Source organism: Streptomyces sp. NPDC020958 (assembly GCF_055562175.1).
Map to the genome: position 1 here is coordinate 896,135 of NZ_JBVHFU010000001.1, position 21,436 is coordinate 917,570.

The following is a 21,436-nucleotide window of genomic DNA, read 5'->3' on the forward strand; positions in this document are numbered from 1 at the left end:
TTTGCCCATGCGTGTTCCTGAGACCATGGTCAGCCCTACACGTTGTAGGGTTTTTGACCCTACGGTGTGTAGGGAAGAGGGGTGGATGGACCGATGGCCGTGAGCGCGCACGCCGTACTCGCCAGAACCCGCCGGCAGGGCTCGCGCGGCCCTGGAGGGCGTCGCCCGTGGTGCCGGGCCGCACCGCCGGCGGGGTCATGAGCGCGCCGCCGCAAGCCGGCCCCGTCGCGGCCCGCAGGCCGCTGCACTACTGGCAGAGCGGCCTGTGTCTCACCCTGTTGCTGGGCGGGCTCTACCTGGCCCGGCGGCACTGGCCCACCGTGCAGCACGGGGCCGGGCGGCTGGCCGTCGCCGACCAGGGCTGGCTCCTGGTGGCGGCCACGGCCGCGGTCGGGACCTGGGCCTCCTCGGCGCTCGCCCAGCAGGGGGCGGTCACCGAACGGCTGCCCGGACGGCGGCTGGTCGCCGCCCAGTTCGCCGCCTCGGCCGCCAACCACGTGCTGCCCGCCGGACTCGGCGCGGGCGCCGTCAACCTGCGCTTCCTGATGCGCTGCGGGCTGCCGGCCGGCCGTGGCGCGTCCGCCCTCGCCGTCAAGGCCACCGCCGGGGCCGTGGTCCGCCTCGTCCTCATCGCCGCGCTCGCCCCCGCCTGCCCGGGCCTGCTGCGTGTCCCGCACGTCCCGCCGGTCCTGTTCCTGGCCGGCTGCGGGGCCGTGGCCACCGTGGTCGGCGTTCTGCTGCGCACCCGGTGGTGGCCGCGCTGCCGGGCCGCGGTGACGACCGTGGCGGGCGACATCCGGGCGGTGCACGCCAACCCGGCCCGCGCGGCGGCCCTGTGGGGCGGCTCCCTGGTCTTCGCCGCACTGCACTCGCTGGTCCTGATCGCGGTCACCCAGGCGATCGAACTGCCGCTGTCCCCGGCGCGGGTGATGCTGCTCTACCTAGCCGCCAGCGGCGCCGCCGCGCTGCTGCCCACCCCGGGCGGCCTCGGCTCGCTGGACGCCGCCCTCGCTCTCGCCCTCACCGCATCGGGCACCCCGGCCGCCGCGGCCACCTCCGCCGTGCTCGGCTACCGGCTGCTGACGGTGTGGCTCCCGCTGGTGCCGGGGCTGCTGGTGCTCGGCGTGCTGATCCGACGCCGGGCGCTGTGACCCACGGGGGTTCCCCGGCGGCCCGCGTCCTCGGACGGGTGCGGCCTCAGCCGGTGGTGACCGGCCGGTCCGGAGCGTCGGCCCCGTCCCCGGGGCCCGGTGGCAGCCAGGCGGCCGGGAGCCACGTGGCCGCCGCGCACCCGCACACCCCGAGCCAGCCGACGGCGAACAGCCAGCCGCCGAGCACGTCGGTGAACCAGTGCACCCCCAGGAACACCCGGGTCAGTCCCACGGCGACCCCCCAGCAGGTGACGGCCGCCCGCCAGATCCACCCGCGGTGCGGGACCCGTACGGCCAGGGCCAGCAGGAGCAGGCCGGCGGTCATCGCGGAGGTGGTGCTGTGGCCGGACGGGAACGACCAGCCGGAGGCCAGGGTCTCCCAGTCCTGCTCCGGCGGCCGGGGGCGGGCGACCAGGTCCATCACGCCGTAGCGGAGCGCCTGCCCCACGGCGAGACACAGGACGCCCAGGAGCACGGCGCCCGCCCGCCCGCGCCGCCCGCGGCCCGCCAGCACTCCGGCCAGCACGACGAGGGCGTACGGGACGATGCCGGTGCCGGTCACGGTGATGCCCCGGGCCACGGCCACCGCCACGTCCGGACGGTGCCCGAGCGACCAGGCGTGCAGGGTCCGGTCCAGGGCGAGCGGGGCGCCGTGCCGGCCGCTCACGAGCAGCGCCAGCAACCCGAACGCCACCCAGGCGCCCAGCCCCGCGCTCCCGGCGAACTCCGCGACGCGCCTGCGGTTCATGACTCCCGCGCGGCCCTGCGGGACCGCAGTACCTCGGCCACGAGGGGGATCAGCGAAACGGCCACGATCACGGCGATGATCGGCAGCAGGTACCGGTCCACGTTCGGGATCGAGGAGCCCAGTGCGTACCCCGCGAGCGGCAGGCCGAGGCTCCAGACCAGGCCGCCGGCGGCCTGCCAGAGAGTGAAGGTGCGGACCGGCACCCCGAGGGCCCCGGCCAGCGGGTTCAGCACCGTGCGCACCACCGGCACGAAGCGTGCCAGCAGGATCGCCTTCGCGTGGCCGTAGCGCTCCAGCAGTTCCTCGGTGCGCCTGGCTCCCTCGTGCAGCCGTACCGAACTGCTTCTCGCCAGCAGCGCGCCGCCGGCTCTGCGGCCCAGCAGGTACCCGGTCTGCGAGCCCGCCAGCGCCCCCACCGCCGCCGCGACCAACAGGGCGGGCAGGGAGAGCTTCAGGCCCTGGCCGGAGGTGCCGGTGCAGAGCAGGCCCGCGGTGAACAGGAGCGAGTCGCCCGGCAGGAAGAAACCGATCAGCAGCCCCGTCTCGGCGAACATCACCACGCCGACACCCAGCACGCCGAACGCGGCCAGCAGCGAGTGCGCGTCCAGTACGTTGACGGCGAGCTGCAACGCCGGCTGGTGCGGGGGAGTGGTCATCGGCACGTGCCCTCTCATCGCTCGACTACACATCTGTAGACGTTCTGTCGAACTGTAGTCGATGGGCGGGCCCGCCGGGTTCGTCCGGGCGGCCGTGTCCCTGCTGCGTGATCTCGCGGCAGGTCCCGGCTTTTGCCGCACCATTGCCTTTTCGTGACCGATTGACTACATGGCTGTAGTCATCATGGTCGAGCGGAAGTAAGGCATGCCTTCACTAAGTTCGAGCCACAGGGCGGGGACGGGCCTGCCGGGGAGGGCTGCGGCGGATGTGGGACGACGCGTTTCCGAGTTTTCTGATCGGCCTGAGGGAAGGCCTTGAGGCCGGGCTGATCGTCTCCATCCTCGTCGCCACCCTGGTGCGGGCCGGGGCCAGGAACCGGCTGCTTCAGGTGTGGACCGGTGTCCTCGCCGCGATCGCGCTGGCGCTGAGCTTCGGCGCGGTGCTCACCTTCACCGCCGCGTCGCTGTCCGCGACCGCGCAGGAGGCCTTCGGCGGCACCCTCAGTGTGATCGCGGTCGCGTTCGTCACCGCGATGGTGTTCTGGATGCGCCGCTCCGCCCGGAGCCTCTCCGGGGAGATCAAGGAGAAGGTGACCGGGGCGCTCGCCATGGGGTCGGGCGTCCTGGTGGTCACCTCGTTCCTCGCGGTCGGCCGCGAGGGTCTGGAGACCGCGCTGTTCCTGTGGACCACCGCCCAGGCGGCCGGGGAGTCCGCGGGGCCGCTGGCCGGCGCCGGGATCGGCCTCGCCCTGGCGGCGGCCCTGTGCTGGGGCCTGTACCGGCGCGTCCTGCGGATCAACCTGACGAAGTTCTTCACCCGCACCGGCGCGGTCCTCATCGTCATCGCCGCCGGCGTCCTCGGCTACGGGCTGCGGGACCTCCAGGAGGGCGGGGTGTTCCCGGGCAGCACGGCGTACGCCCTCGACCTCGGCGGCAGCGTCGACGCGGGCTCCTGGTACAGCACCCTCCTCCAGGGCGTCCTCAACATCACGCCGACCATGACCTGGCTCCAGGCGGCCGGGTACGCCGGTTATCTCGCGGTCGTCATGACCCTGTTCGTACGCGGCGTACGCGCGACGGCCCCGAAGCCCGCCGCCGCACCGTCGACCGGTGCAGCGGCGCCGCGGCCCGCCGCGGAGAACCCCGAGGCGCAGGAGGCCCCGGCCGCCGCCCGGCCCGAGGCGCAGCCGCAGCCGCCGTCGGCCGGTGGCGCGCCCGAGGCGCGGCCCGGGGCCTCCGACGCGGGTCGGGCGCGGGCGGCGAAGGGGCCACGGCGGCGGCCCGCCTGGGTGGTGCCCGTCGCCGTGGTGGCCGTGCCCGCGGTGGTCGCCGGTCTCGTCGTCGCCCTCGCCCGGCCCAAGCCCGGCGGCGGCCAGACCGTCGCCGTCTCCGAGACCGAGTGCGGCAAGGGCTTCACGGCACCCGATCCCGGCCGCCGGACCTTCCAGATGCAGAACACCGGCGACAAGACCTCCGAGGTGTATCTGATCGACCCGAGCACCAACGCGGTGTACGGCGAGATCGAGGGCCTCGCCCCCGGCACCACCCGCGCCCTGGTCGCCACCGTCGCCGGCGGCACCTACGCCTGGCGCTGCGTCCCCTCCGGCGGCCGGGCCGTCACTTCCAGGCCGGTCACCGTGAGCGGCCACGGAAGCGGCGCCAAGGCGGTCGTACCGGTGTCCGAGAGCGACCTCGCCGCCCCGCTGAAGGCGTACAAGGCGTACGTCGAGCAGGGCCTCGCCACCCTCGTGGCGGGGACCCGTACGCTCGACGCCGACATCGAGGGCGACCACCTCGACCGGGCCCGCACCGACTGGCTCACCGCCCACCTCACCTATTCCTCCCTCGGCGCCGCCTACGGCACCTTCGAGGACTTCGACAAGAAGATCAACGGCCGCGCCGACGGCCTCGCGGGCGGCGTGGACGACCAGGGCTTCGCCGGGTTCCACCGGATCGAGTACGGGCTGTGGCACGGTCAGTCGGCGGCGCAGCTGAAGGCCCCCGCCCAGGCGCTCGCCGCGGCCGCCGCCGGACTCCAGAAGGCTTTCCCCACCCAGGACTTCGACCCGGGCGACCTGCCGCTGCGCGCCCACGAGATCCTGGAGAACACCCTCCAGTTCGAGCTGACCGCCGACACCGACGAGGGCAGCGGCACCAACCTCGCCACGGCGGACGCCAACCTGGCCGGCACCCGAGAGCTGCTCACCGTCCTGGAGCCGCTGCTGACCACCCGGGCACCGAAGCTGCTGCCGACCGTCGACGCGGACGTCGACCGGCTGCAGAAGCTCCTGGACGCCGAGCACCGGGGAACCGCCTGGACCCCGGTCGAGAAGCTCGACACCGTCACCCGGCAGCGGGTCAGCGGAGCCACCGGGCAGCTCCTGGAGGACCTCGCCCCGGTGCCGGACCTCCTGGAGATCAGGAAGTCCGCCTGATGAACCGCGCACAGCACCAGCACCCGTACGACGAAGGGAACCCTCCGATGTCCGCTGCCGACACCCCGTCCTGCCCGATGGGCGCGGGCCGCCGTTCCTTCGTGCGCACGGCGCTGGGCGCCGGGGCCGCGGGCGCGGTGCTGGCCGGCGGCGGCTTCGCGCTCGGTCAGGCCGGCGGCACGGCGCAGGCGCAGGCCGCCGACGCGACGAGCAGCACCAGGATCCCCTTCCACGGCGCCCACCAGGCCGGCATCCTCACCCCGGCCCCGGCCGCCGCCACCTTCGTCTCGTTCGACGTCATCGCCGACAGCCGGCAGGAACTCGCCGAGCTGCTGAAGACGATCACCGAGCGGGCCCGTTTCCTCACCTCCGGCGGCACCCCGGAGGACCTCGGCGTCGGCGCGCCGCCCTCCGACAACGGCATCCTCGGCCCGGACGTCCCCTCCGACGCGCTGACCGTCACCGTCGGTGTCGGCGCCTCCCTGTTCGACGACCGCTACGGCCTGGCGAAGGCGAAGCCGGCCCGGCTGACGCCGATGCGGACCTTCCCGAACGACAACCTGAACGCCGCCGAGTGCCACGGCGACCTCTCGTTGCAGATCTGCGCCGACAGCCAGGACACCGTCCTGCACGCCCTGCGGGACATCGCACGGCACACCCGTGGCGCCATGCAGATCAAGTGGCGCATCGACGGCTTCCAGAACGCCCCGCGGCCGACCGGCGCCCAGCGCAACCTGCTCGGCTTCAAGGACGGCATCGCCAACCCGGACGTGCGCTCCGCCCGCGAGACCGGCCGGCTGATCTGGGTCGGCGACGGCCAGGGCGAGCCCGCCTGGACCGCCGGTGGCAGCTACCAGGTGATCCGGATCATCCGGATGCTCGTGGAGTTCTGGGACCGGGTCTCGCTCAACGAGCAGGAGCTGATGTTCGGCCGCCGCAAGGACACCGGCGCCCCGCTCGACGGCGCCGAGGAGACCGACATCCCCAACTACGCCAAGGACCCCAAGGGCAACGCCATCCCGCTGGACGCCCACATACGGCTGGCCAACCCGCGCACCGCGGAGACCGACGGCACCCGCATCCTGCGCCGGGGCTACAACTACGACCGGGGGATCGACAGCGTCGGCAACCTCGACATGGGTCTGGTCTTCTGCTGCTACAACCAGGACGTCAGGCGCCAGTTCGAGGCCACCCAGACCCGGCTGATCGACGAGCCCCTCGTCGACTACATCTCCCCGACCGGCGGCGGCTACTTCTTCGCCCTGCCCGGTGTGCGCAACGCCGGGGACTGGCTGGGCCGCGGGCTGCTGTCCGCCTGAGCGCTTTACCGTTCTTTTGCTTTCTCATGGGGAAGGTCTGTAATTGCCTCTAGTGCGAACGATTTGCAAGTACGGGAAGATGGCATCAGGCTGCCGACAGCAGCTGCCCCGTACCCCGACCGAAGGATGCCACCCCCCGATGACGGCCGCCCCTGGATCCGCTCCGTCCCTCCCCGCCCAGGCCGAGACCAAGCCCTCGGCCTGGCGCCGTGTCCGCGGTTCCATGACACGACAGGAGTGGACCAGGGTCGGCGGGATGGCGGGGTTCGTGCTCGCGCTGCACGTCATCGGCTGGGGCACCCTGGTCGGGATCATCGCTCCTCAGCACTTCAGCGTCGGCAAGGAGTCCTTCGGGATCGGCATCGGCATCACCGCGTACACCCTCGGCATGCGGCACGCCTTCGACGCCGACCACATCGCGGCGATCGACAACACCACCCGCAAGCTGATGGGCGAGGGGCAGCGCCCGCTGTCCGTCGGCTTCTGGTTCTCCCTCGGCCACTCCAGCATCGTCTTCGGCCTGGCCCTGCTGCTCTCGCTCGGCATGAAGACCCTGGCCGGACCGGTCCGGGACGACGGCTCGCACCTCCACGAGGTGACCGGCCTGATCGGTACGACGGTCTCCGGCACCTTCCTCTACCTCATCGCCGGCATCAACCTCGTCATCCTCGCCGGCATCTGGAAGGTCTTCCGCCAGATGCGCTCCGGCGCCTACGACGAGGCCGCCCTGGAGACCCAGCTCAACAACCGCGGTCTCATGAACCGCTTCCTCGGCCGGGTCACCGGCTCGATCAGCAGGCCCTGGCAGATGTACCCGCTGGGTCTGCTCTTCGGCCTCGGCTTCGACACCGCCACCGAGATCGCCCTGCTGGTCCTGGCCGGCTCCGGGGCCGCGTCCGGGCTGCCCTGGTACGCCATCCTCACGCTGCCGGTGCTGTTCGCGGCCGGCATGTCGCTGCTCGACACCATCGACGGCTCGTTCATGAACTTCGCCTACGAGTGGGCGTTCTCCAAGCCGGTCCGCAAGGTCTACTACAACCTCACCATCACCGGTCTGTCCGTCGCCGTCGCCCTCATCATCGGCACCGTCGAACTCCTGGGCCTGCTCGCCGAGAAGCTGGACCTGCACGGCTTCTTCTGGGACTGGGTCGCCGGGCTCGACCTCAACACGGTGGGCTTCGTGATCGTCGGACTCTTCTTCGCCACCTGGGCGGTCGCCCTCCTGATCTGGAAGGCCGGCCGGATCGAGGAGAAGTGGACGACGGGCCTCGCCCGTCCCGCCGAGCAGCCCGAGGGCTGAACGCCCCCCCGCCCTGGCCGGCGCGCTCACCGGCGCCAGGTGAACCCGGACGCCGGGAGCAGCGGTTCCGGCGGCCCTCAGTCCTCCAGCCGGTCGAGCTGACGCAGCTTGTTGGTGGCGTCCAGGGCGGCGACCTTGTACGACTCCGCGAGCGTCGGATAGTTGAACACCGCGTCCACCAGGTAGTCGACCGTGCCGCCGCAGCCCATCACCGACTGACCGATGTGGATCAGTTCTGTCGCTCCGGTTCCGAAGCAGTGCACACCGAGCAGCCGCCGGTCCTCGGGGGAGACCAGCAGCTTGAGCATGCCGTGCGAATCGCCGATGATCTGCCCCCGGGCCAGTTCCCGGTAGCGGGCCACCCCGACCTCGAAGGGCACGCAGTCCTCGGTGAGCTGGTCCTCGGTGCGGCCCACGAAGCTGATCTCCGGGATGGTGTAGATCCCGATCGGCTGGAGGTGGTCCATCTCCCCGACCGGCTCCCCGAAGGCGTGGTAGGCGGCGACCCGGCCCTGTTCCATCGAGGTCGCGGCGAGCGCCGGGAAACCGATGACGTCGCCGACGGCGTAGATGTGGGGCACCTCGGTGCGGAAGTGCTCGTCGACCTTGATCCGGCCCCGCGGGTCCGCCGACAGCCCCGCCTTGCCCAGGTCGAGTTCATCGGTCAGGCCCTGCCGGCCCGCCGAGTACATCACCGTGTCCGCCGGTATCTTCTTGCCGCTCTCCAGCACGGTCAGCGTGCCCCGGGGGTGCCGCTCGACGGCGGCGACCGTCTCGCCGAAGCGGAAGGTCACGGCCAGGTCCCTGAGGTGGTACTTCAGCGACTCGACGACCTCGACGTCACACATGTCGAGCATGGCCGCACGCTTCTCGACCACGGTGACCTTGCTGCCGAGCGCCGCGAACATCGAGGCGTACTCCATGCCGATCACACCGGCGCCCACGATGACCATGGAGCGCGGCACCCGCTCCAGGGACAGCACGTTGTCCGAGTCCATGATGGTGCGGCCGTCGAACTCGACGCTGTCCGGGCGGGCCGGCCGGGTGCCGGTGGCGATGAGGATGTGCTCTGCCGTCAACAGCCGCTCCTCCCCGCCGGGTTCGCGCACGGCGACGGTGTGCGGGTCCCGGAACCGGCCGGTTCCGGAGCAGAGGGTGACGTGGTTGCGGGAGAGCTGGTTGCGGATGACGTCCACCTCGCGGCTGACCACGTGCTGGGTGCGCGCGGTCAGGTCGGCGACGGTGATCTCCTCCTTCAGCCGGTAGCTCTGGCCGTACAGGTCGCGCTGGGTGAGTCCGGTCAGGTAGAGGACCGCCTCGCGCAGGGTCTTGGAGGGGATGGTGCCGGTGTGGATGGACACACCGCCGACCATCTCGGGGCTGTCGACCACGGCCACCCGGCGGCCGAGCTTGGCCGCGGCGATGGCGGCCTTCTGACCGCCGGGACCGGATCCGATGACGAGCATGTCGAAGTCTGGCACCTTGCGGAGTCTGTCAGCAGGCGCCCCCGCTTCGAAAGGGTGAACCGGCAACCTCCGCATGAAGTCCCATGCGGACCAGGGCGGTTGCCGTACTCAGGGCAGCAGGCGCTCGATGCAGTTCGGGCCCTCGCGCTCCAGCTTCTTCCTGGCCCATTCGAGGGTGGCCGGAGTGACGTCCCGGCCCGACGCCAGTACCAGGTCCTCCGGTGCCACCCCGGTGACAGGGGCGCTGTGCAGCACGGAGTCCGGGGTCGCGCGGTCCTCGGACGACCAGGACGCTTCGGGTTCTGAGGTCGACATGATCCCTCCTTCACGGAGCGGGTGCACATTCTCACGATTGCCCGCGTGGCCGCGCCCCGCATCCCGAGCGGATCCGGGGGCCGGCCCGGCCGGGCAGCCGGTGCGGAACGGAACCCATCCCTTTTAAGCTGGTACGTGACCGTACACCCGTTTCGGGGAGGCCGCCACGATGGCCGAGCAGCCGTTCTACGAGAGTGCCCCCGGAAGCCCCCGCTACCTGCCGATCGCCGAACACGGACTGATCGGCGACCTGCGCAGCGTGGCCCTGGTCGGCAGCAACGGCACGATCGACTGGTACTGCAGCCCGTCCTTCGACTCACCGAGCGTCTTCGCCGCGATCCTGGACGCCGAGCGCGGCGGCTTCTTCGCGCTGACCGCGGCCGTACCCGCCCGGACCAAGCAGTTCTACTTCCCCGACACCAATGTGCTGATCACCCGCTTCTACACCGACGAGGGAGTGGGCGAGGTCCAGGACTTCATGCCGGTGACGGGCGACGGGGCCGAACCGGCGGAGCGCGCGCGGCACCGGCTGATCCGCCGCGTGGTGTGCGTGCGCGGCACCGTGCCCTTCCGGGTCCGGGTGGCGCCCCGCTTCGACTACGGCGCCCGGCCGCACACCCTGCGCATGCTCGGCGACACCGCCGTGTTCGAGTCCGCCGTGATGTCCCTGGCGCTCACCTCCACGGTGGCCCTGGAGAGCGACGGCCCCGACGCCCACGCCGACTTCAAGCTCTCCGAGGGCGAGACCGCCGTCTTCGCCCTCGACCAGGCCGGCGAGCACATCGCCCCGCGCGGCTGCGCCCGCACCGAGGCCCAGCGTCAGTTCGAGACCACCGTCCGCTACTGGCGGAGCTGGCTGCACCAGTCCCGCTACCGCGGCCGCTGGCGCGAGATGGTGCACCGCTCGGCCCTCACCCTGAAGCTGCTCACCTACGCCCCCACCGGCGCCATCGTCGCCGCCCCCACCACCAGCCTCCCCGAGCAGCTCGGCGGCGAACGCAACTGGGACTACCGCTACGTCTGGATCCGCGACGCCGCCTTCGCCGTGTACGCGCTGCTGCGGCTCGGTTTCAGCAGCGAGGCCGAGGCCTTCATGGGATTCGTCACCACCTACATCAGCCCGGGCGACGGCTTCGCCTCCGGCCCGCTGCAGATCATGTACGGCATCGACGGCCGCGCCGACCTGGGCGAACGCGAGCTGACGCACCTGGAGGGCCACTGCGGCTCCGCCCCCGTCCGGGTCGGCAACGCCGCGGCCGGCCAGCTCCAGCTGGACATCTACGGCGCCCTCATCGACTCGATCTACCTCTACGACAAGTGGGCGCAGCCCGTCTCCAGCGCCCAGTGGGACGACGTCACCCGCCTCGTCGACTGGGTCTGCGAGCACTGGGACCAACCCGACGAGGGCATCTGGGAGACCCGCGGCGGCCGCAAGAACTTCCTCTACTCGCGGCTGATGTGCTGGGTGGCCATCGAGCGGGCGATCCGCCTCGCCAACCGGCGGGGCCTGCCGGCCGACCTGCCCCGCTGGCTGCAGTCCCGCGACACGATCTACCGGCGGATCATGGACCGCGGCTGGTCCGAACGGCGCGGCGCCTTCGTCCAGCACGAGGGCGGGGAGGTGCTGGACGCCTCGCTGCTCATGATGCCCCTGGCCAAGTTCATCGCCCCGACCGACCCCAAGTGGCTGTCCACCCTCGACGCCCTCACCGAGGACCTGGTCTCCGACTCCCTCGTCTACCGCTACGACCCGCAGGCCAGCCCCGACGGCCTGCGCGGCGACGAGGGCACCTTCTCCATCTGCTCCTTCTGGTACGTCGAGGCCATGGTGCGCGCCGGGCGCGTGGACGAGGCCCGGCTCGCCTTCGAGAAGATGCTCACCTACGCCAACCATCTCGGCCTGTACGCCGAGGAGATCGGCCGCACCGGCGAGCAACAGGGCAACTTCCCACAGGCGTTCACCCACCTCGCCCTGATCAGCGCCGCCTTCAACCTCGACCGCGCCCTGGGCTGACGTCAGGGCACCGGCTGCTCGGCCCAGATGACCTTCCCGGCCGGCGTGTAGCGGGTGCCCCAGCGCTCGGCGATCTGCGCCACCAGGAACAGCCCCCGGCCGCCCTCGTCGGTGCTCGCCGCGTACCGCAGGTGCGGGGAGGTGGTGCTGGCGTCGGACACCTCGCAGATCAGTGTCCGGTCGCGCAGCAGCCGTACCCCGATGGGGGCGCGGCCGTAGCGGATGGCGTTGGTGACCAGCTCGCTGAGGATCAGCTCGGTGGTGAACGACAGCTCGTCCAGGCCCCACTGCGACAGGCGGCGGGTCACCTCGGACCGCACCTCGGAGACGGCCGCCGGATCCGAGGGCACCTGCCACTCGGCGATCTGGTCCGGGCCGAGCGCCCGGGTCCGGGCCACGAGCAGCGCCACGTCGTCGCTGGGGCGGGCCGGCAGCCGCTCCAGAACGGCGGCACAGGTCTCCTCGGGCGTGCCGTCGGCCGCCGACTCCAGGGCGCCGGCGAGCAGGTCGAGCCCCTCGTCGATGTCCCGCTGCCGGTCCTCCACCAGTCCGTCGGTGTACAGCACCAGTCTGCTGCCCGGGGGCAGCTCCAGCTCGGCCGTCTCGAAGGGCAGGCCGCCGACCCCCAGCGGGGGACCGGCCGGCACGTCCGGGAACTCCACGCTGCCGTCGGGCCGCAGCAGCGCCGGCGGCGGATGGCCGGCCCGGGCCACCGTGCAGCGCCGGGAGACCGGGTCGTAGATCGCGTACAGGCAGGTCGCCCCGGTGATGGTGGCCGTACTCTCCGAGGGCGTCTCGTCCTGGTCGATACGGCTCACCAACTCGTCGAGCAGTCCGAGCAGTTCGTCCGGCTGGAGATCGAGGGCGGTGAAGTTGTGCACGGCGGTGCGCAGCCGCCCCATGGTCGCCGCCGCGTGCAGCCCGTGTCCCACGACGTCCCCGACCACCAGCGCCACCCGGGCCCCCGACAGCGGGAGCACGTCGAACCAGTCGCCGCCCACACCCGCCTGCGCCGGCAGATAGCGGTAGGCGATGTCCAGGGCGCTCTGCTCCGGCAGGCTGCGCGGCAGCAGACTGCGCTGGAGGGTCACCGCCATGCTGTGCTCACGGGTGTACCGGCGGGCGTTGTCGATCGAGACGGCCGCGCGGGCCACCAGCTCCTCGGCGAGGGCCAGGTCCTCGTCGTCGAACGGCGCGGGCTTCTCCGAACGGCAGAAGATGGCCAGCCCCAGCACCAGGCTCCCGGCCCGCAGCGGCACGCTGATCAGCGAATGGATGCCGAACTCCAGGATCCGGCCGGTCAGCTCCTCGTCCTGGGCCCGCCAGCCGGGCGCCTCCCGCAGCCTCCGCTCGACCACCGAGTCGCCGGTCTGCAGACTGCGGGCCTGCGGTGAGGACGGCACGAACCGGAAGCGCTCGCCGACCGGGTACAGCGGGGCGTCCTTGCGGACGCCGGTGAGCGCCACCCGGCGCAGCGCGTCCCCCGGCTTCGGCTCCTCGCCCTTGAGCACCGCGTCGTAGAGGTCGACGATGGCGTAGTCCGCGAACCGCGGGACCGCCAGCTCCGCGAGCTCCTCCGCGGTCCGGGTGACGTCCAGGCTGGTGCCGATGCCCACTCCGGCGTCGTACAGCATGTTCAGGCGTTCCCGGGCCACCTCGGCGCGGCCGGACAGGGCGCGCAGCTCGGTGGAGTCGCGCAACGTGGTGACGCTGCCCGGCGGCCCGCCGCGCACCTCGATCGGGCGCTGGTTGACGGCCAGCAGCCGGTCCTTGACCAGGTGCACCTCGTCGGTGGCGACCCGCCCCGAGGCGATCAGCTCCGCCGTGTCGCCGTCCAGGCCGATGTCCACGACACGCCGCCGCTCGGCGTCCGGGGGCAGGTCCAGCAGGCGCTGCGCCTCGTCGTTGGCGAGCATCAGCCGGCCGTCGCCGCCGACGATCAGCACCCCCTCCCGCACCGAGTGCAGCACCGCGTCGTGGTGCTCGTACATGCGGGTCATCTCGTTCGGGCCGAGGCCGTGCGTCTGACGCAGCAGGCGTCGGCCGACCAGCGCCGTCCCCGCCAGCGCCAGCGCGAGGGCGACCCCGGCCGCGGTCAGCAGCAGCATCAGCTGCTGCTCGGCGGCGCCGCCGACGTGCGCGGTGGTGATGCCGGCCGACACCAGCCCCACCACCTTGCCGGCCGGGTCCTTGACCGGCACCACGGCCTGCACCAGCTCCCCGATGGTGCCGTGGACCTCCTGGGTGACGGTCCCGCCGGCCACCGCGGGTCCGATGTCCCCGACGAACTTCTTGCCGATCCGGTCCGGCTTGGGATGCGTGTACCGGATGCCGTCGGTGTTCATGACGACGATGAAGTCCACGCCCGTCGCCCTGCGGGCCGCCTCCGCCTTCGGCTGGAGCACGGTCGTGGGATGCGGCAGCCGCAGCGCCGCCGCCGTGCCCGGCGCGTTGGCGAAGGTCTGGGCGACGGCCAGCGACCGGTTGCGGGCCTCCGTGCTGCTGTCGTGCCGCACCTGGAGCACCTGGGCCACCACGGCCGCCGCGACCAGCAGCAGCACGATCACCACCTGGAGCACGAACACCTGTCCGGCGACACTGCGCGCGCTGAGCGCCGACCGGACCCGCCCCGGCTCCCTCACTCCCTGCTCCCCCTCGCTGAGCGGCGCACGCGGACTCCCGGAACGGGGCGGCCGAGTGTCGGACCGGCCGGGCAGACGGACCATGAGCCCATGTCTACACTGCCCGGCCGCCCGAGGCGAGAGGGTCTTGGGAGGCAACCGGGCCCGATGTCGTGGCGGCCCCCGGCCGGACCCGGTCCGCGCCGCTCAGTACGGGGCCCCGGGCTGGTCGGCGGCGCCTTGGTGCGGGGCCGGGGGTTGGTCGGTGGTGGCTGGGTGCGGGGGGCGGCGGGTGGCGAGGAGCAGTGCCACGTCGTCCGGTCGGTCGGTGGCGTGCCGGGCCGTGGCCGTGAGCCGGTCCGCCACTCCGGCGAGGTACCGCCCCTTCCGCCGCCCGGGCACCGCCCCGGCACTCCCCAGAGCGACCCGCAGCGCCGATATGCCGTCGTCGATGTCGGCGCCGGGCCGCTCCACCAACCCGTCCGTGTACAGGGCGAGGATCGTGCCGGGCGTCAGCTCCAACTCCGTCACCGGGTACCGGGCCCGCGGATCCACACCGAGGACGACACCCCCGGCGAGCTGCAGGACCTCGGTGCGGCCGTCCGGGGCACGCAGCAGGGGCGGCAGGTGCCCGGCCCTGGCGACCCGGGCGGACCCGGTGGCGGGGTCCAGACGCAGGTAGCAGCAGCTCGCGAACTGGCCCGGGTCGAGATCGATGAGCAGCCGGTTGGTGCCGCTCATCACCTCGTCGGGCGGCCGGTCGCCGAGCGCGAACGCCCGCACCGCGCTGCGCAGTTGCCCCATGGTCGCGGCGGCCTGCACGCCGTGCCCCTGGACGTCCCCGATGACCAGGGCCAGTCCGTCGCCGGCCTCCACCACGTCGTACCAGTCACCACCCACGTCCATGCCCTGGGTACCCGGCAGATACCGTCCCGCGGTCTCCACCCACGGGTGCGCCGACAGCCGGCGCGGCAGCAGCGCCTGCTGGAGGCCGCGGGCGAGGGCGGCCTCGGTGTCGTAGCGCTGGGCCTTCTCCATCGCGTGCGCGATCAGGCCCGCGAGCGCCATCAGGACGGTGCGTTCCTCGGTGCTGAAGCGGCGCTCGTCGTCGAAGCCGAGGATGCACGAGCCGACCGGGCGCCCGGAGGCGATCAGCGGCAGGAAGGCGCGGGCGCCCCGGTCGGCGTCCAGCGCGAGACCCGGGTAGGTGTCCGCCAGTTTCCGCATCGACTCGAAGAACAGCGGCCTGCCGGTGGTCAGGGTCTCGACCCCGGGGATCCGGGCGTCCAGGCCGACCCCGTCGAAGGGGGCGAGGAAGCCGGGCGGGAAGCCGTCCTCCCAGGCCAGGTAAAGGTGCCGGTCCTGGAGCAGGTAGATGGCGAGCCGCCGGCCGCCGAACGCGGGCAGCAGCTCCTGGGTCACCACCGCCGACACCTGACGGGCGGTCACCGCATCGGTCAGCGCGATGGCCAGGGCGATCGGCCGGTACAGCGGTGCCATCGAGGGCCCGCCGCCCCGGCCGGGCCCGCTTCCCGTGCCCGGTTCGGGCGGCCGGGGCAGGTGCACCGGCGGATCGAGCCGGTTGGCGGGGACGACCGTACACGTGACCAGGTCCGGGCCCGGATGCAGGGACAGGGCGAGCCACCCGCCCTCGCCCGCCCCCTCGTGACGGACCTGGAAGTGCACCGGGTCGGGGCCCAGCAGCGCACCGCGCCAGTGGTCGTCGTACGCCGGCCCGCTCAGCCACGGCATGGCCTCCCACACCGGCCGCCCCAGCAACTCGGCGACCGTACGGCCCGCGAGCCGCGCGGTGGCCCGGTTGGCGTACCGGACGAGCCCCGCGCGGTCCAGGCAGAACACGCCCTGCGGCAGCAGATCGGCCGCTCCGTCTCCGGGCGCGGCGGGCCCGAGGTCGACGACGGTGCCGGAGACCAGGGACAGGGGGCCCGCGCCGGGCGGCGGCCACAGCTCCACCAGGCGCGGGGCGCCGTCCCCGGCCCGCAGCCGCAGCGGCGCCTGCGGCGGCCTCCCGGCCGCGGTCTCGTGCAGGGCGGCCAGCACCTGCGGGGCGTCGGCCGGCGCCACCGCGTCGGCCAGCGCGGCTCCGGTGCCCGCGAAGTCCTCCGGTGCCACACCCAGCAGGGCGTGCAGCCGGTCGTCCGCGCGCACCGCGGAGGTGGCCGGATCCCAGGTGAAACGGCCCGTCCGGACCGCCTGCGGGCGCCGGGCGGGCGGCCGTACGCACACCGGCTCGCCCTCCCAGGCGACCGCCGCCGCGCCCGCCTCCGCCACCAGCTCGCGCAGCCCCGCCCCGAGCCGCCGGGCGATCTGGCACAGCAGGTCCGGGTCCGGCGGTTCGTCCACCGTGTCCGGGGTGGCCGGCCGCAGCACCGTGAGCACCCCGAAAGCCGGCGACGCACCGGGCACCGGCGTGTACAGCGAGCCGAACTGGAACGGCAGCCCGGCCGCGAACTGGGGGTAGCGGCGGACCGTCTCGGTGGCGTTCGGCAGCACCACCCGCACCCCGAGCCGGTAGGCGTCCGCCACCGGGAACGGCCGGTCCACGTGCAGCCGCCACCAGGGCCGGAACAGCGGGCCCGGCAGGCCCACCAGGGTGGCGAGGCGCAGCAGGCCCGGGGTGCCGGAGCGCAGGTACACACCGGCGACGTGGCCGTCCGCCGCGCCCAGGGCGCTGGTCGAGGCCTCGACCAGCAGCGCGGTCAGCCGCTCACGCGCCCGGACCACGTGCTCACCGGTCCCAGTCATCCGGTCCTACCTCGTCGTGCACCGCCGGGTGGGTGACACAGCAAGAATGCGCCACCCCGGCCTTCGCACGCACCTCCGTGACCGGAAACCGGCGAGCGGTCCCCGATGTCCTCACACCGATGCCCCACCCAGGTGGCGGGAGCCCGGGCGCGCCCCTGGTAATGGTCCCCATGACGCGCCGTGCCGTACGTGGGGTGCCAGGTACGGCCACACCCTCCTGGAGCCGAGCATGATCACCCGCTCTTCGCCCTGCAGCCCGTCCGACCCGGCGATACCCCGGATACTCGCCCCCGGCGTCGACACCCCACCCGACGACCCGGCGATCCCGCCCGCACCACCCCCGGCGGAAGTCCGCACCGACCCGCCCGAGCCCGCGGTCCGTCACGACGACCCGCTCGAAGGCCTGCTCCGTACGGTCGTCACCGACCGTCCGCTGGAGGACGTCGTCCAGCTGGTCACCCTCCTGGAGGGCGACCCCGCCCACGCCGAGCTCACCGGCGACGTGCTGCGCGCGGTCGGCCGCAACCGCTCGGTCGACGAGGTCACCCGGCTCGTCACCCTGCTCACCGGTGAGCCCCGGCTGGCCGACCGCGCCGAGGAGGCGATCCGGGCCGCCGCCGAATGCCGTCCCCTGGACGAGGTGTCCCGGCTGGTGGAACTCCTGCACCGCGGGCCGCTGGAGCCGCACTGCGGCCGGGCCGCCGTCCGGGCGGCCGGAGTCGGCCGCCCCGTGGAGGACGTGGCCCGGCTCATCGGCCGGCTGGCGACCGCACGCGCCGCACGGACCCCGGCCCCGCTCGGGTCGGCCGCGGGAACCGGTGCCGCGCCCACGGCGTCCTCGCTGACCTCACTGACCTCGTGGTGCGCGTCGGCCGAGCCGCCCGCGCGGACGGGGGCGCCCGAGTGGGGCGGGCTGTCGGAGGCGCCGGGTTCGGCCGGGGTGCCGGATCGCGTGGCGGCCGGGGCCGGTGTGGGGGCCGGGGCGGGCGGGAGAGACGGGTGGTCCGCGCCGACTGCGTCGCTCACGGGCGCGCCGGAGGGTTACGCGGCGGCCGGGGCGGGTGCGGCGGCCGGGGCGCCCGAGCGCGGCGGGGTGTCCGAGCGCGGCGGGGTGTCCGAGCGCGGCGGGGTGTCCGAGGCCGGCGCGACGACCGGGGCCGGCGAACGGGCCGGGTCGGCCGGCGGTGCCGGGTCGACCGAACGTGCCGCCTCGTCGGCCTCGTCGGCCTCGTCGGCGGCGTCGGCGGCGTCCGAGGGGGCCGGGCGTTCGGGAGCCGTCGCCCCGTCCGTCGCGGGTGGCCGCACCGCGTGGGCCGCCGCGCTGGTGTTCGTGCTGTGCGGGGTGGCGCATGCCCCGCGCCAGTGGGGCGGGGCGCCACCGCTCGCGTCGGCCGTGCCCGCGCTGTGCCTGCTCCTCGCGTTCGCGCTGACGCTCCCCGCCTCTCGGCCGGCCGCGGCCTCGGCCGGGTTCGTCGGCGCCGCCGTGCTCGCCGCCGGACCGGTGCTGGACCCCCGGTTCGGGGTCCGGCTGGGGATCCGGCGGCTGTCGGGGACGCTGTACGGCACACCGGTCCCGTCGTGGCTCCCGGGCACGGTCGCGGCGGCGGCCGCGCTCGCCGCTCTGACCGTGCTGGTACTGGTGCTGGCGGGCACGCGTCGCACCGGACGGCGTCAGATCGGCGCCACCGGCCGCAGCACCAGCTGACCGTCCTCCCGGGCGGCGGCCATGGCGAACGGGTGGGCGTCCGCCTCCAGACACAGCGGTACGTCCTCGGGGTGGACGCCCTCCCAGCCGAGCCGCAGCCCCTCGGCGAGCCGCGCGGCCCCGTGGGAGTTCCGGGCCCGCGCCACGTAGGGGGCCGGCGCCAGACCGGCGTCGCTCACGCATCCGGCGATGTACTCGGCACAGGCCAGATCCTCGTCGGCCGTCCCGTCGTCTCCGGTGACGACGAAGGTGACCGTCCGGGGCCGGTCACGCCGGAGCACGGCGGCGGTGGCCCCGGCGACCACGAAACTCGCGCACAGCAGCAGCCGGGCGCCGGCCACCGCGAGTGCCCCGGTCGTCCCGGCGGTGGTCTTCTGGACGATCGTGCGGCCCGCGACGTCCAGTGAGCGCAGTTCGGCCGGGGAGTTGGCCAGGTCGAACCCCGGCACCACCGGTCCGTCCTGGAACGCCAGCCAGTCCGGGTGCCGTGCCTTCAACTCCAGCGCCTCGTCCAGGGTTTCGGCGAAGACGATCCGCTCCGCACCTTGCGCGAAGGCTCCGGCGGCCACCGTGAAGGCCCGCATCACGTCGACGACGACGGCCACCTCGGGCGTCGCGGAAAGACCGGGAATCCCGGTGAAGGTGCTTCTCATCACCCCATGATGCCGGGCGAGTTCAGAGCTCCGGGTGCTCCGTGGGCAGGGCCGCGCGCATGGATCGCAGGGCCAGCAGCAGGACGCCGATGTCGTCCAGGTAGATCGGGTCGGGCAGCAGGTCGGTCGGCAGCACCAGATACAGGACCGCGCCCCAGAACACCCAGCGCGAGCCGGTCGGCAGTCCGGCCCGGCGCAGCGCGCGCCGGGTGCGGACCAGCCGTACGAGTACGGCGATCGCCCCGGCGAGCAGGGCCGCGGCGACGATCGCGCAGATCACGAGCACGGTCGTGGTGGTGTCCATGGCTGTCCTGTCGTCCGGCCCCGGTCCGCCCCGGGGCCCCTCACTGGTCCGTCTGCCCGGTTTACCGGTCCGGCTGCTGCTCCGCCCTCCCGGATTCACCCTCGGCCACCGCGGCCGGCTCCGTGCTCTCCCGCGGCGGGAGCAGCCCCTTGAAGGCGCGGGTCAACTGCTGAAGGGGCGAAGCGGGTTGGGGCACCGGTGCGACGGGCACGGGGGTGTCGCGGAGGGCGGCCAGCGCCTCATGGGCCCGTTCGGCCGACTCCCGGTACAGGTCCCGTGACCTCGTCATGGCCTCCAGGGCCTGCGCGTACTGCGCGACGAGCTCCCGCTCCCGGTCGAGCTGCTCCTGGAGCGTCATCAGGGTCCAGTTGTCGCGCAGGTCGGCCAGCGCCTCCTCGGTGCCCTGCGGGGCGGGCCTGGGCAGTGCGGCGAACCGGCCCAGGAGGGCGATCAGTTCGGTCGGTTCCGAGCCGTCCAGGAAGACGCTGCGCACCGCGTACTCGTGCGGGTCGTAACCGGCCGGCGCGGGGTCCGGCGGCAGCAGCACGGCTCCGCCGCGCGGGACCTCGACCCCGAGGTCGCGCAGGGCCCAGTTGACGGCCCGGAACTGCTCGGGCGCGGCCCGGTGTTCCACGACCCGGTGGGCGAGGGCGGGCGGCAGGCGTCGCACCAGGGGGAGGCGGCCGAGTGTGTCGGGCGTCATCGCCTCGTGCACGACGAGGTTGACGCACCAGGCGTCCTTCGCGGCGTCGCGCAGTACCCGGCGCATCTCCTTGTCGTCGGCGGGCAGCGGGTTGACGGTGCGCAGCCGCAGGCCGGCCACCACCGGGTGGTAGTCCCAGGCGGCCTCGCCGCCGTCGCCGGCCTCGTCGCCGTCGGGCCAGAACATGGTCGCCGGGGAGGGCCAGGTGTCGTCCCAGGGCCGCTCTGCCTCGGCGACGAGCTGCCACTCCCGCCCGGCCTGCCGGCCCTCGTGCGCCACGAGCGTGAGCCGGGCGCGGACCGTGACCGTGCCGTCGTCGACCCGCCAGCGGGCTTCGAAGAGCCGCCGGTCGGAATCCTCGGGCACGGGGGGTTCGGCGAAGTCGTCGAGGGCGCCGGTCTCCTTGCGCAGGCGCAGGATCCGGCGGATCACCTCCTCGGAGTCCGGGCCCGTGTGGCGGCCACGGGCGGGCCAGACGGACTGCGGAAGGGCGGCGTGGTCGGTGGCGGAGTTCGACATGGGCCAATCTGCTGACGGGAGGGGAGTGCGCCTCCCAGTATCACCGCCGGGGAGCGTGTCAAACAGGGCGGGGCCCGCCCGCGCACGGGGTGTGCCCCCGGCAGCCGGGGTGCGCGCCGTGTGCGTCGTACGACGCACGTTCACCCGTGCCCGCGGGCCGCCCGGCCCCGCAGAATGGTGCGGCGAACGGGGCCCGCCCGTCCATCCGCTCAGGGGCGGGCCCCGTTCACCGAGCCGTCGCGGTCTACTCGTGGCTGCCGTAGGGCCGTGTGATGATCTCCATGCCGTGTCCGGCCGGATCCATGAAGTAGAGGCCCCGGCCCCCGTGGTGGTGGTTGATCTCTCCGGGCTGTTGCAGACGCGGGTCCGCGTAGTACGTGGTCCCGGCCCGCCGGAGACGCTCGAAGGCCGCGTCGAACTCCTGGTCGGAAACCAGGAACGCGTAGTGCTGCATGACGATCGACTCCGCCGGAACGGTGGCGAAGTCCAGGGTGACCCCGTTCCCGGTGGCCACGGGAACGAAAGGGCCCCACTCGGTCCCGACCTCGAGTCCCAGGACGTGTGCCAGGAACTCGGCGGACTCCCGGTTGTCCCGGGCGTGGACGATGGTGTGGTTCAACTCGACTGACATGGGTGGAATGCCTCCGCAAGGCACCTCACAGCACCTCCATGCCTCACCCGGCCGGTGACCGACACGCGATGCGTGCGCATGATCCTAGGACATTCCCGGTGCCCGCGAGAGAGGGCCGACGCGACGCCGT

General features: G+C 73.5%; 16 protein-coding genes. 6 read left to right on the plus strand and 10 right to left on the minus strand.

Annotated elements, in window-relative coordinates; translation table 11 throughout:
- The first annotated feature begins 197 nt into the window (after window positions 1-197).
- Window positions 198-1,151, plus strand: coding sequence for a lysylphosphatidylglycerol synthase transmembrane domain-containing protein (locus ACZ3KP_RS04105; protein ID WP_467496128.1), 954 nt, complete (start codon window positions 198-200; stop codon window positions 1,149-1,151).
- Window positions 1,152-1,197: 46 nt separating this feature from the next.
- On the opposite strand, the gene ACZ3KP_RS04110 is transcribed toward ACZ3KP_RS04105, so the two are convergent.
- Window positions 1,198-1,899, minus strand: a complete 702-nt coding sequence (locus ACZ3KP_RS04110) for a phosphatase PAP2 family protein (RefSeq protein WP_467496130.1) — start codon at window positions 1,897-1,899, stop codon at window positions 1,198-1,200.
- On the minus strand, window positions 1,896-2,555 hold the full coding sequence (locus tag ACZ3KP_RS04115; RefSeq protein ID WP_467496132.1) for a DedA family protein: 660 nt from the start codon (window positions 2,553-2,555) through the stop codon (window positions 1,896-1,898). Before ACZ3KP_RS04115 ends, ACZ3KP_RS04110 begins: the two co-directional genes overlap by 4 nt.
- 266 nt (window positions 2,556-2,821) lie before the next feature.
- Here ACZ3KP_RS04115 and efeU point away from each other — a divergent pair, with 266 nt between their 5' ends.
- The 3 genes from efeU to nicT all read left to right on the plus strand — a co-directional run bounded on the left by efeU (window position 2,822) and on the right by nicT (window position 7,609).
- Window positions 2,822-4,990, plus strand: a complete 2,169-nt coding sequence (efeU, locus tag ACZ3KP_RS04120; protein ID WP_467496134.1) for an iron uptake transporter permease EfeU — start codon at window positions 2,822-2,824, stop codon at window positions 4,988-4,990.
- A 47-nt stretch (window positions 4,991-5,037) separates the two neighbouring features.
- Window positions 5,038-6,309 (plus strand): iron uptake transporter deferrochelatase/peroxidase subunit, encoded by a 1,272-nt coding sequence (gene efeB, locus ACZ3KP_RS04125; protein WP_467496136.1) that lies wholly within the window; start codon window positions 5,038-5,040, stop codon window positions 6,307-6,309.
- Between the two features lie 139 nt (window positions 6,310-6,448).
- Window positions 6,449-7,609: a Nickel transporter NicT gene (gene nicT / locus ACZ3KP_RS04130; protein ID WP_467496138.1), complete on the plus strand. Its 1,161-nt coding sequence runs from the start codon at window positions 6,449-6,451 to the stop codon at window positions 7,607-7,609.
- A gap of 77 nt (window positions 7,610-7,686) precedes the next feature.
- Here nicT and sthA read toward each other — a convergent pair whose 3' ends face one another.
- Together sthA and ACZ3KP_RS04140 are read right to left on the minus strand one after the other, a co-directional pair.
- A complete protein-coding gene (gene sthA / locus ACZ3KP_RS04135; RefSeq protein ID WP_467496140.1) occupies window positions 7,687-9,090 on the minus strand; it encodes a Si-specific NAD(P)(+) transhydrogenase in 1,404 nt (467 codons plus the stop codon).
- Window positions 9,091-9,183: 93 nt separating this feature from the next.
- Entirely contained in the window at window positions 9,184-9,390 is a 207-nt protein-coding gene (locus tag ACZ3KP_RS04140; RefSeq protein ID WP_467496142.1) for a hypothetical protein, read from the minus strand.
- A 169-nt stretch (window positions 9,391-9,559) separates the two neighbouring features.
- On the opposite strand from ACZ3KP_RS04140, the gene ACZ3KP_RS04145 reads away from it, so the two are divergent.
- Window positions 9,560-11,404, plus strand: coding sequence for a glycoside hydrolase family 15 protein (locus tag ACZ3KP_RS04145; RefSeq protein WP_467496144.1), 1,845 nt, complete (start codon window positions 9,560-9,562; stop codon window positions 11,402-11,404).
- A 2-nt stretch (window positions 11,405-11,406) separates the two neighbouring features.
- Here ACZ3KP_RS04145 and ACZ3KP_RS04150 read toward each other — a convergent pair whose 3' ends face one another.
- Both ACZ3KP_RS04150 and ACZ3KP_RS04155 read right to left on the minus strand, forming a co-directional pair.
- Complete coding sequence (locus ACZ3KP_RS04150; protein ID WP_467496146.1) at window positions 11,407-14,130, minus strand: SpoIIE family protein phosphatase; 2,724 nt, start codon at window positions 14,128-14,130, stop codon at window positions 11,407-11,409.
- Window positions 14,131-14,232: 102 nt separating this feature from the next.
- Window positions 14,233-16,791, minus strand: coding sequence for a SpoIIE family protein phosphatase (locus ACZ3KP_RS04155; protein WP_467496148.1), 2,559 nt, complete (start codon window positions 16,789-16,791; stop codon window positions 14,233-14,235).
- A gap of 229 nt (window positions 16,792-17,020) precedes the next feature.
- On the opposite strand from ACZ3KP_RS04155, the gene ACZ3KP_RS04160 reads away from it, so the two are divergent.
- Entirely contained in the window at window positions 17,021-18,496 is a 1,476-nt protein-coding gene (locus tag ACZ3KP_RS04160; protein ID WP_467496150.1) for a hypothetical protein, read from the plus strand.
- On the opposite strand, the gene ACZ3KP_RS04165 is transcribed toward ACZ3KP_RS04160, so the two are convergent.
- The 4 genes from ACZ3KP_RS04165 to ACZ3KP_RS04180 all read right to left on the minus strand — a co-directional run bounded on the left by ACZ3KP_RS04165 (window position 18,463) and on the right by ACZ3KP_RS04180 (window position 21,306).
- Entirely contained in the window at window positions 18,463-19,149 is a 687-nt protein-coding gene (locus ACZ3KP_RS04165) for a 2-phosphosulfolactate phosphatase (RefSeq protein WP_467496152.1), read from the minus strand. The genes ACZ3KP_RS04160 and ACZ3KP_RS04165 overlap by 34 nt on opposite strands.
- 22 nt (window positions 19,150-19,171) lie before the next feature.
- Window positions 19,172-19,453 (minus strand): YkvA family protein, encoded by a 282-nt coding sequence (locus ACZ3KP_RS04170; RefSeq protein ID WP_358979163.1) that lies wholly within the window; start codon window positions 19,451-19,453, stop codon window positions 19,172-19,174.
- Window positions 19,454-19,514: 61 nt separating this feature from the next.
- Window positions 19,515-20,675: a hypothetical protein gene (locus tag ACZ3KP_RS04175; protein WP_467496154.1), complete on the minus strand. Its 1,161-nt coding sequence runs from the start codon at window positions 20,673-20,675 to the stop codon at window positions 19,515-19,517.
- A gap of 244 nt (window positions 20,676-20,919) precedes the next feature.
- Window positions 20,920-21,306: a VOC family protein gene (locus ACZ3KP_RS04180; protein WP_467496156.1), complete on the minus strand. Its 387-nt coding sequence runs from the start codon at window positions 21,304-21,306 to the stop codon at window positions 20,920-20,922.
- Window positions 21,307-21,436: the final 130 nt, after the last annotated feature.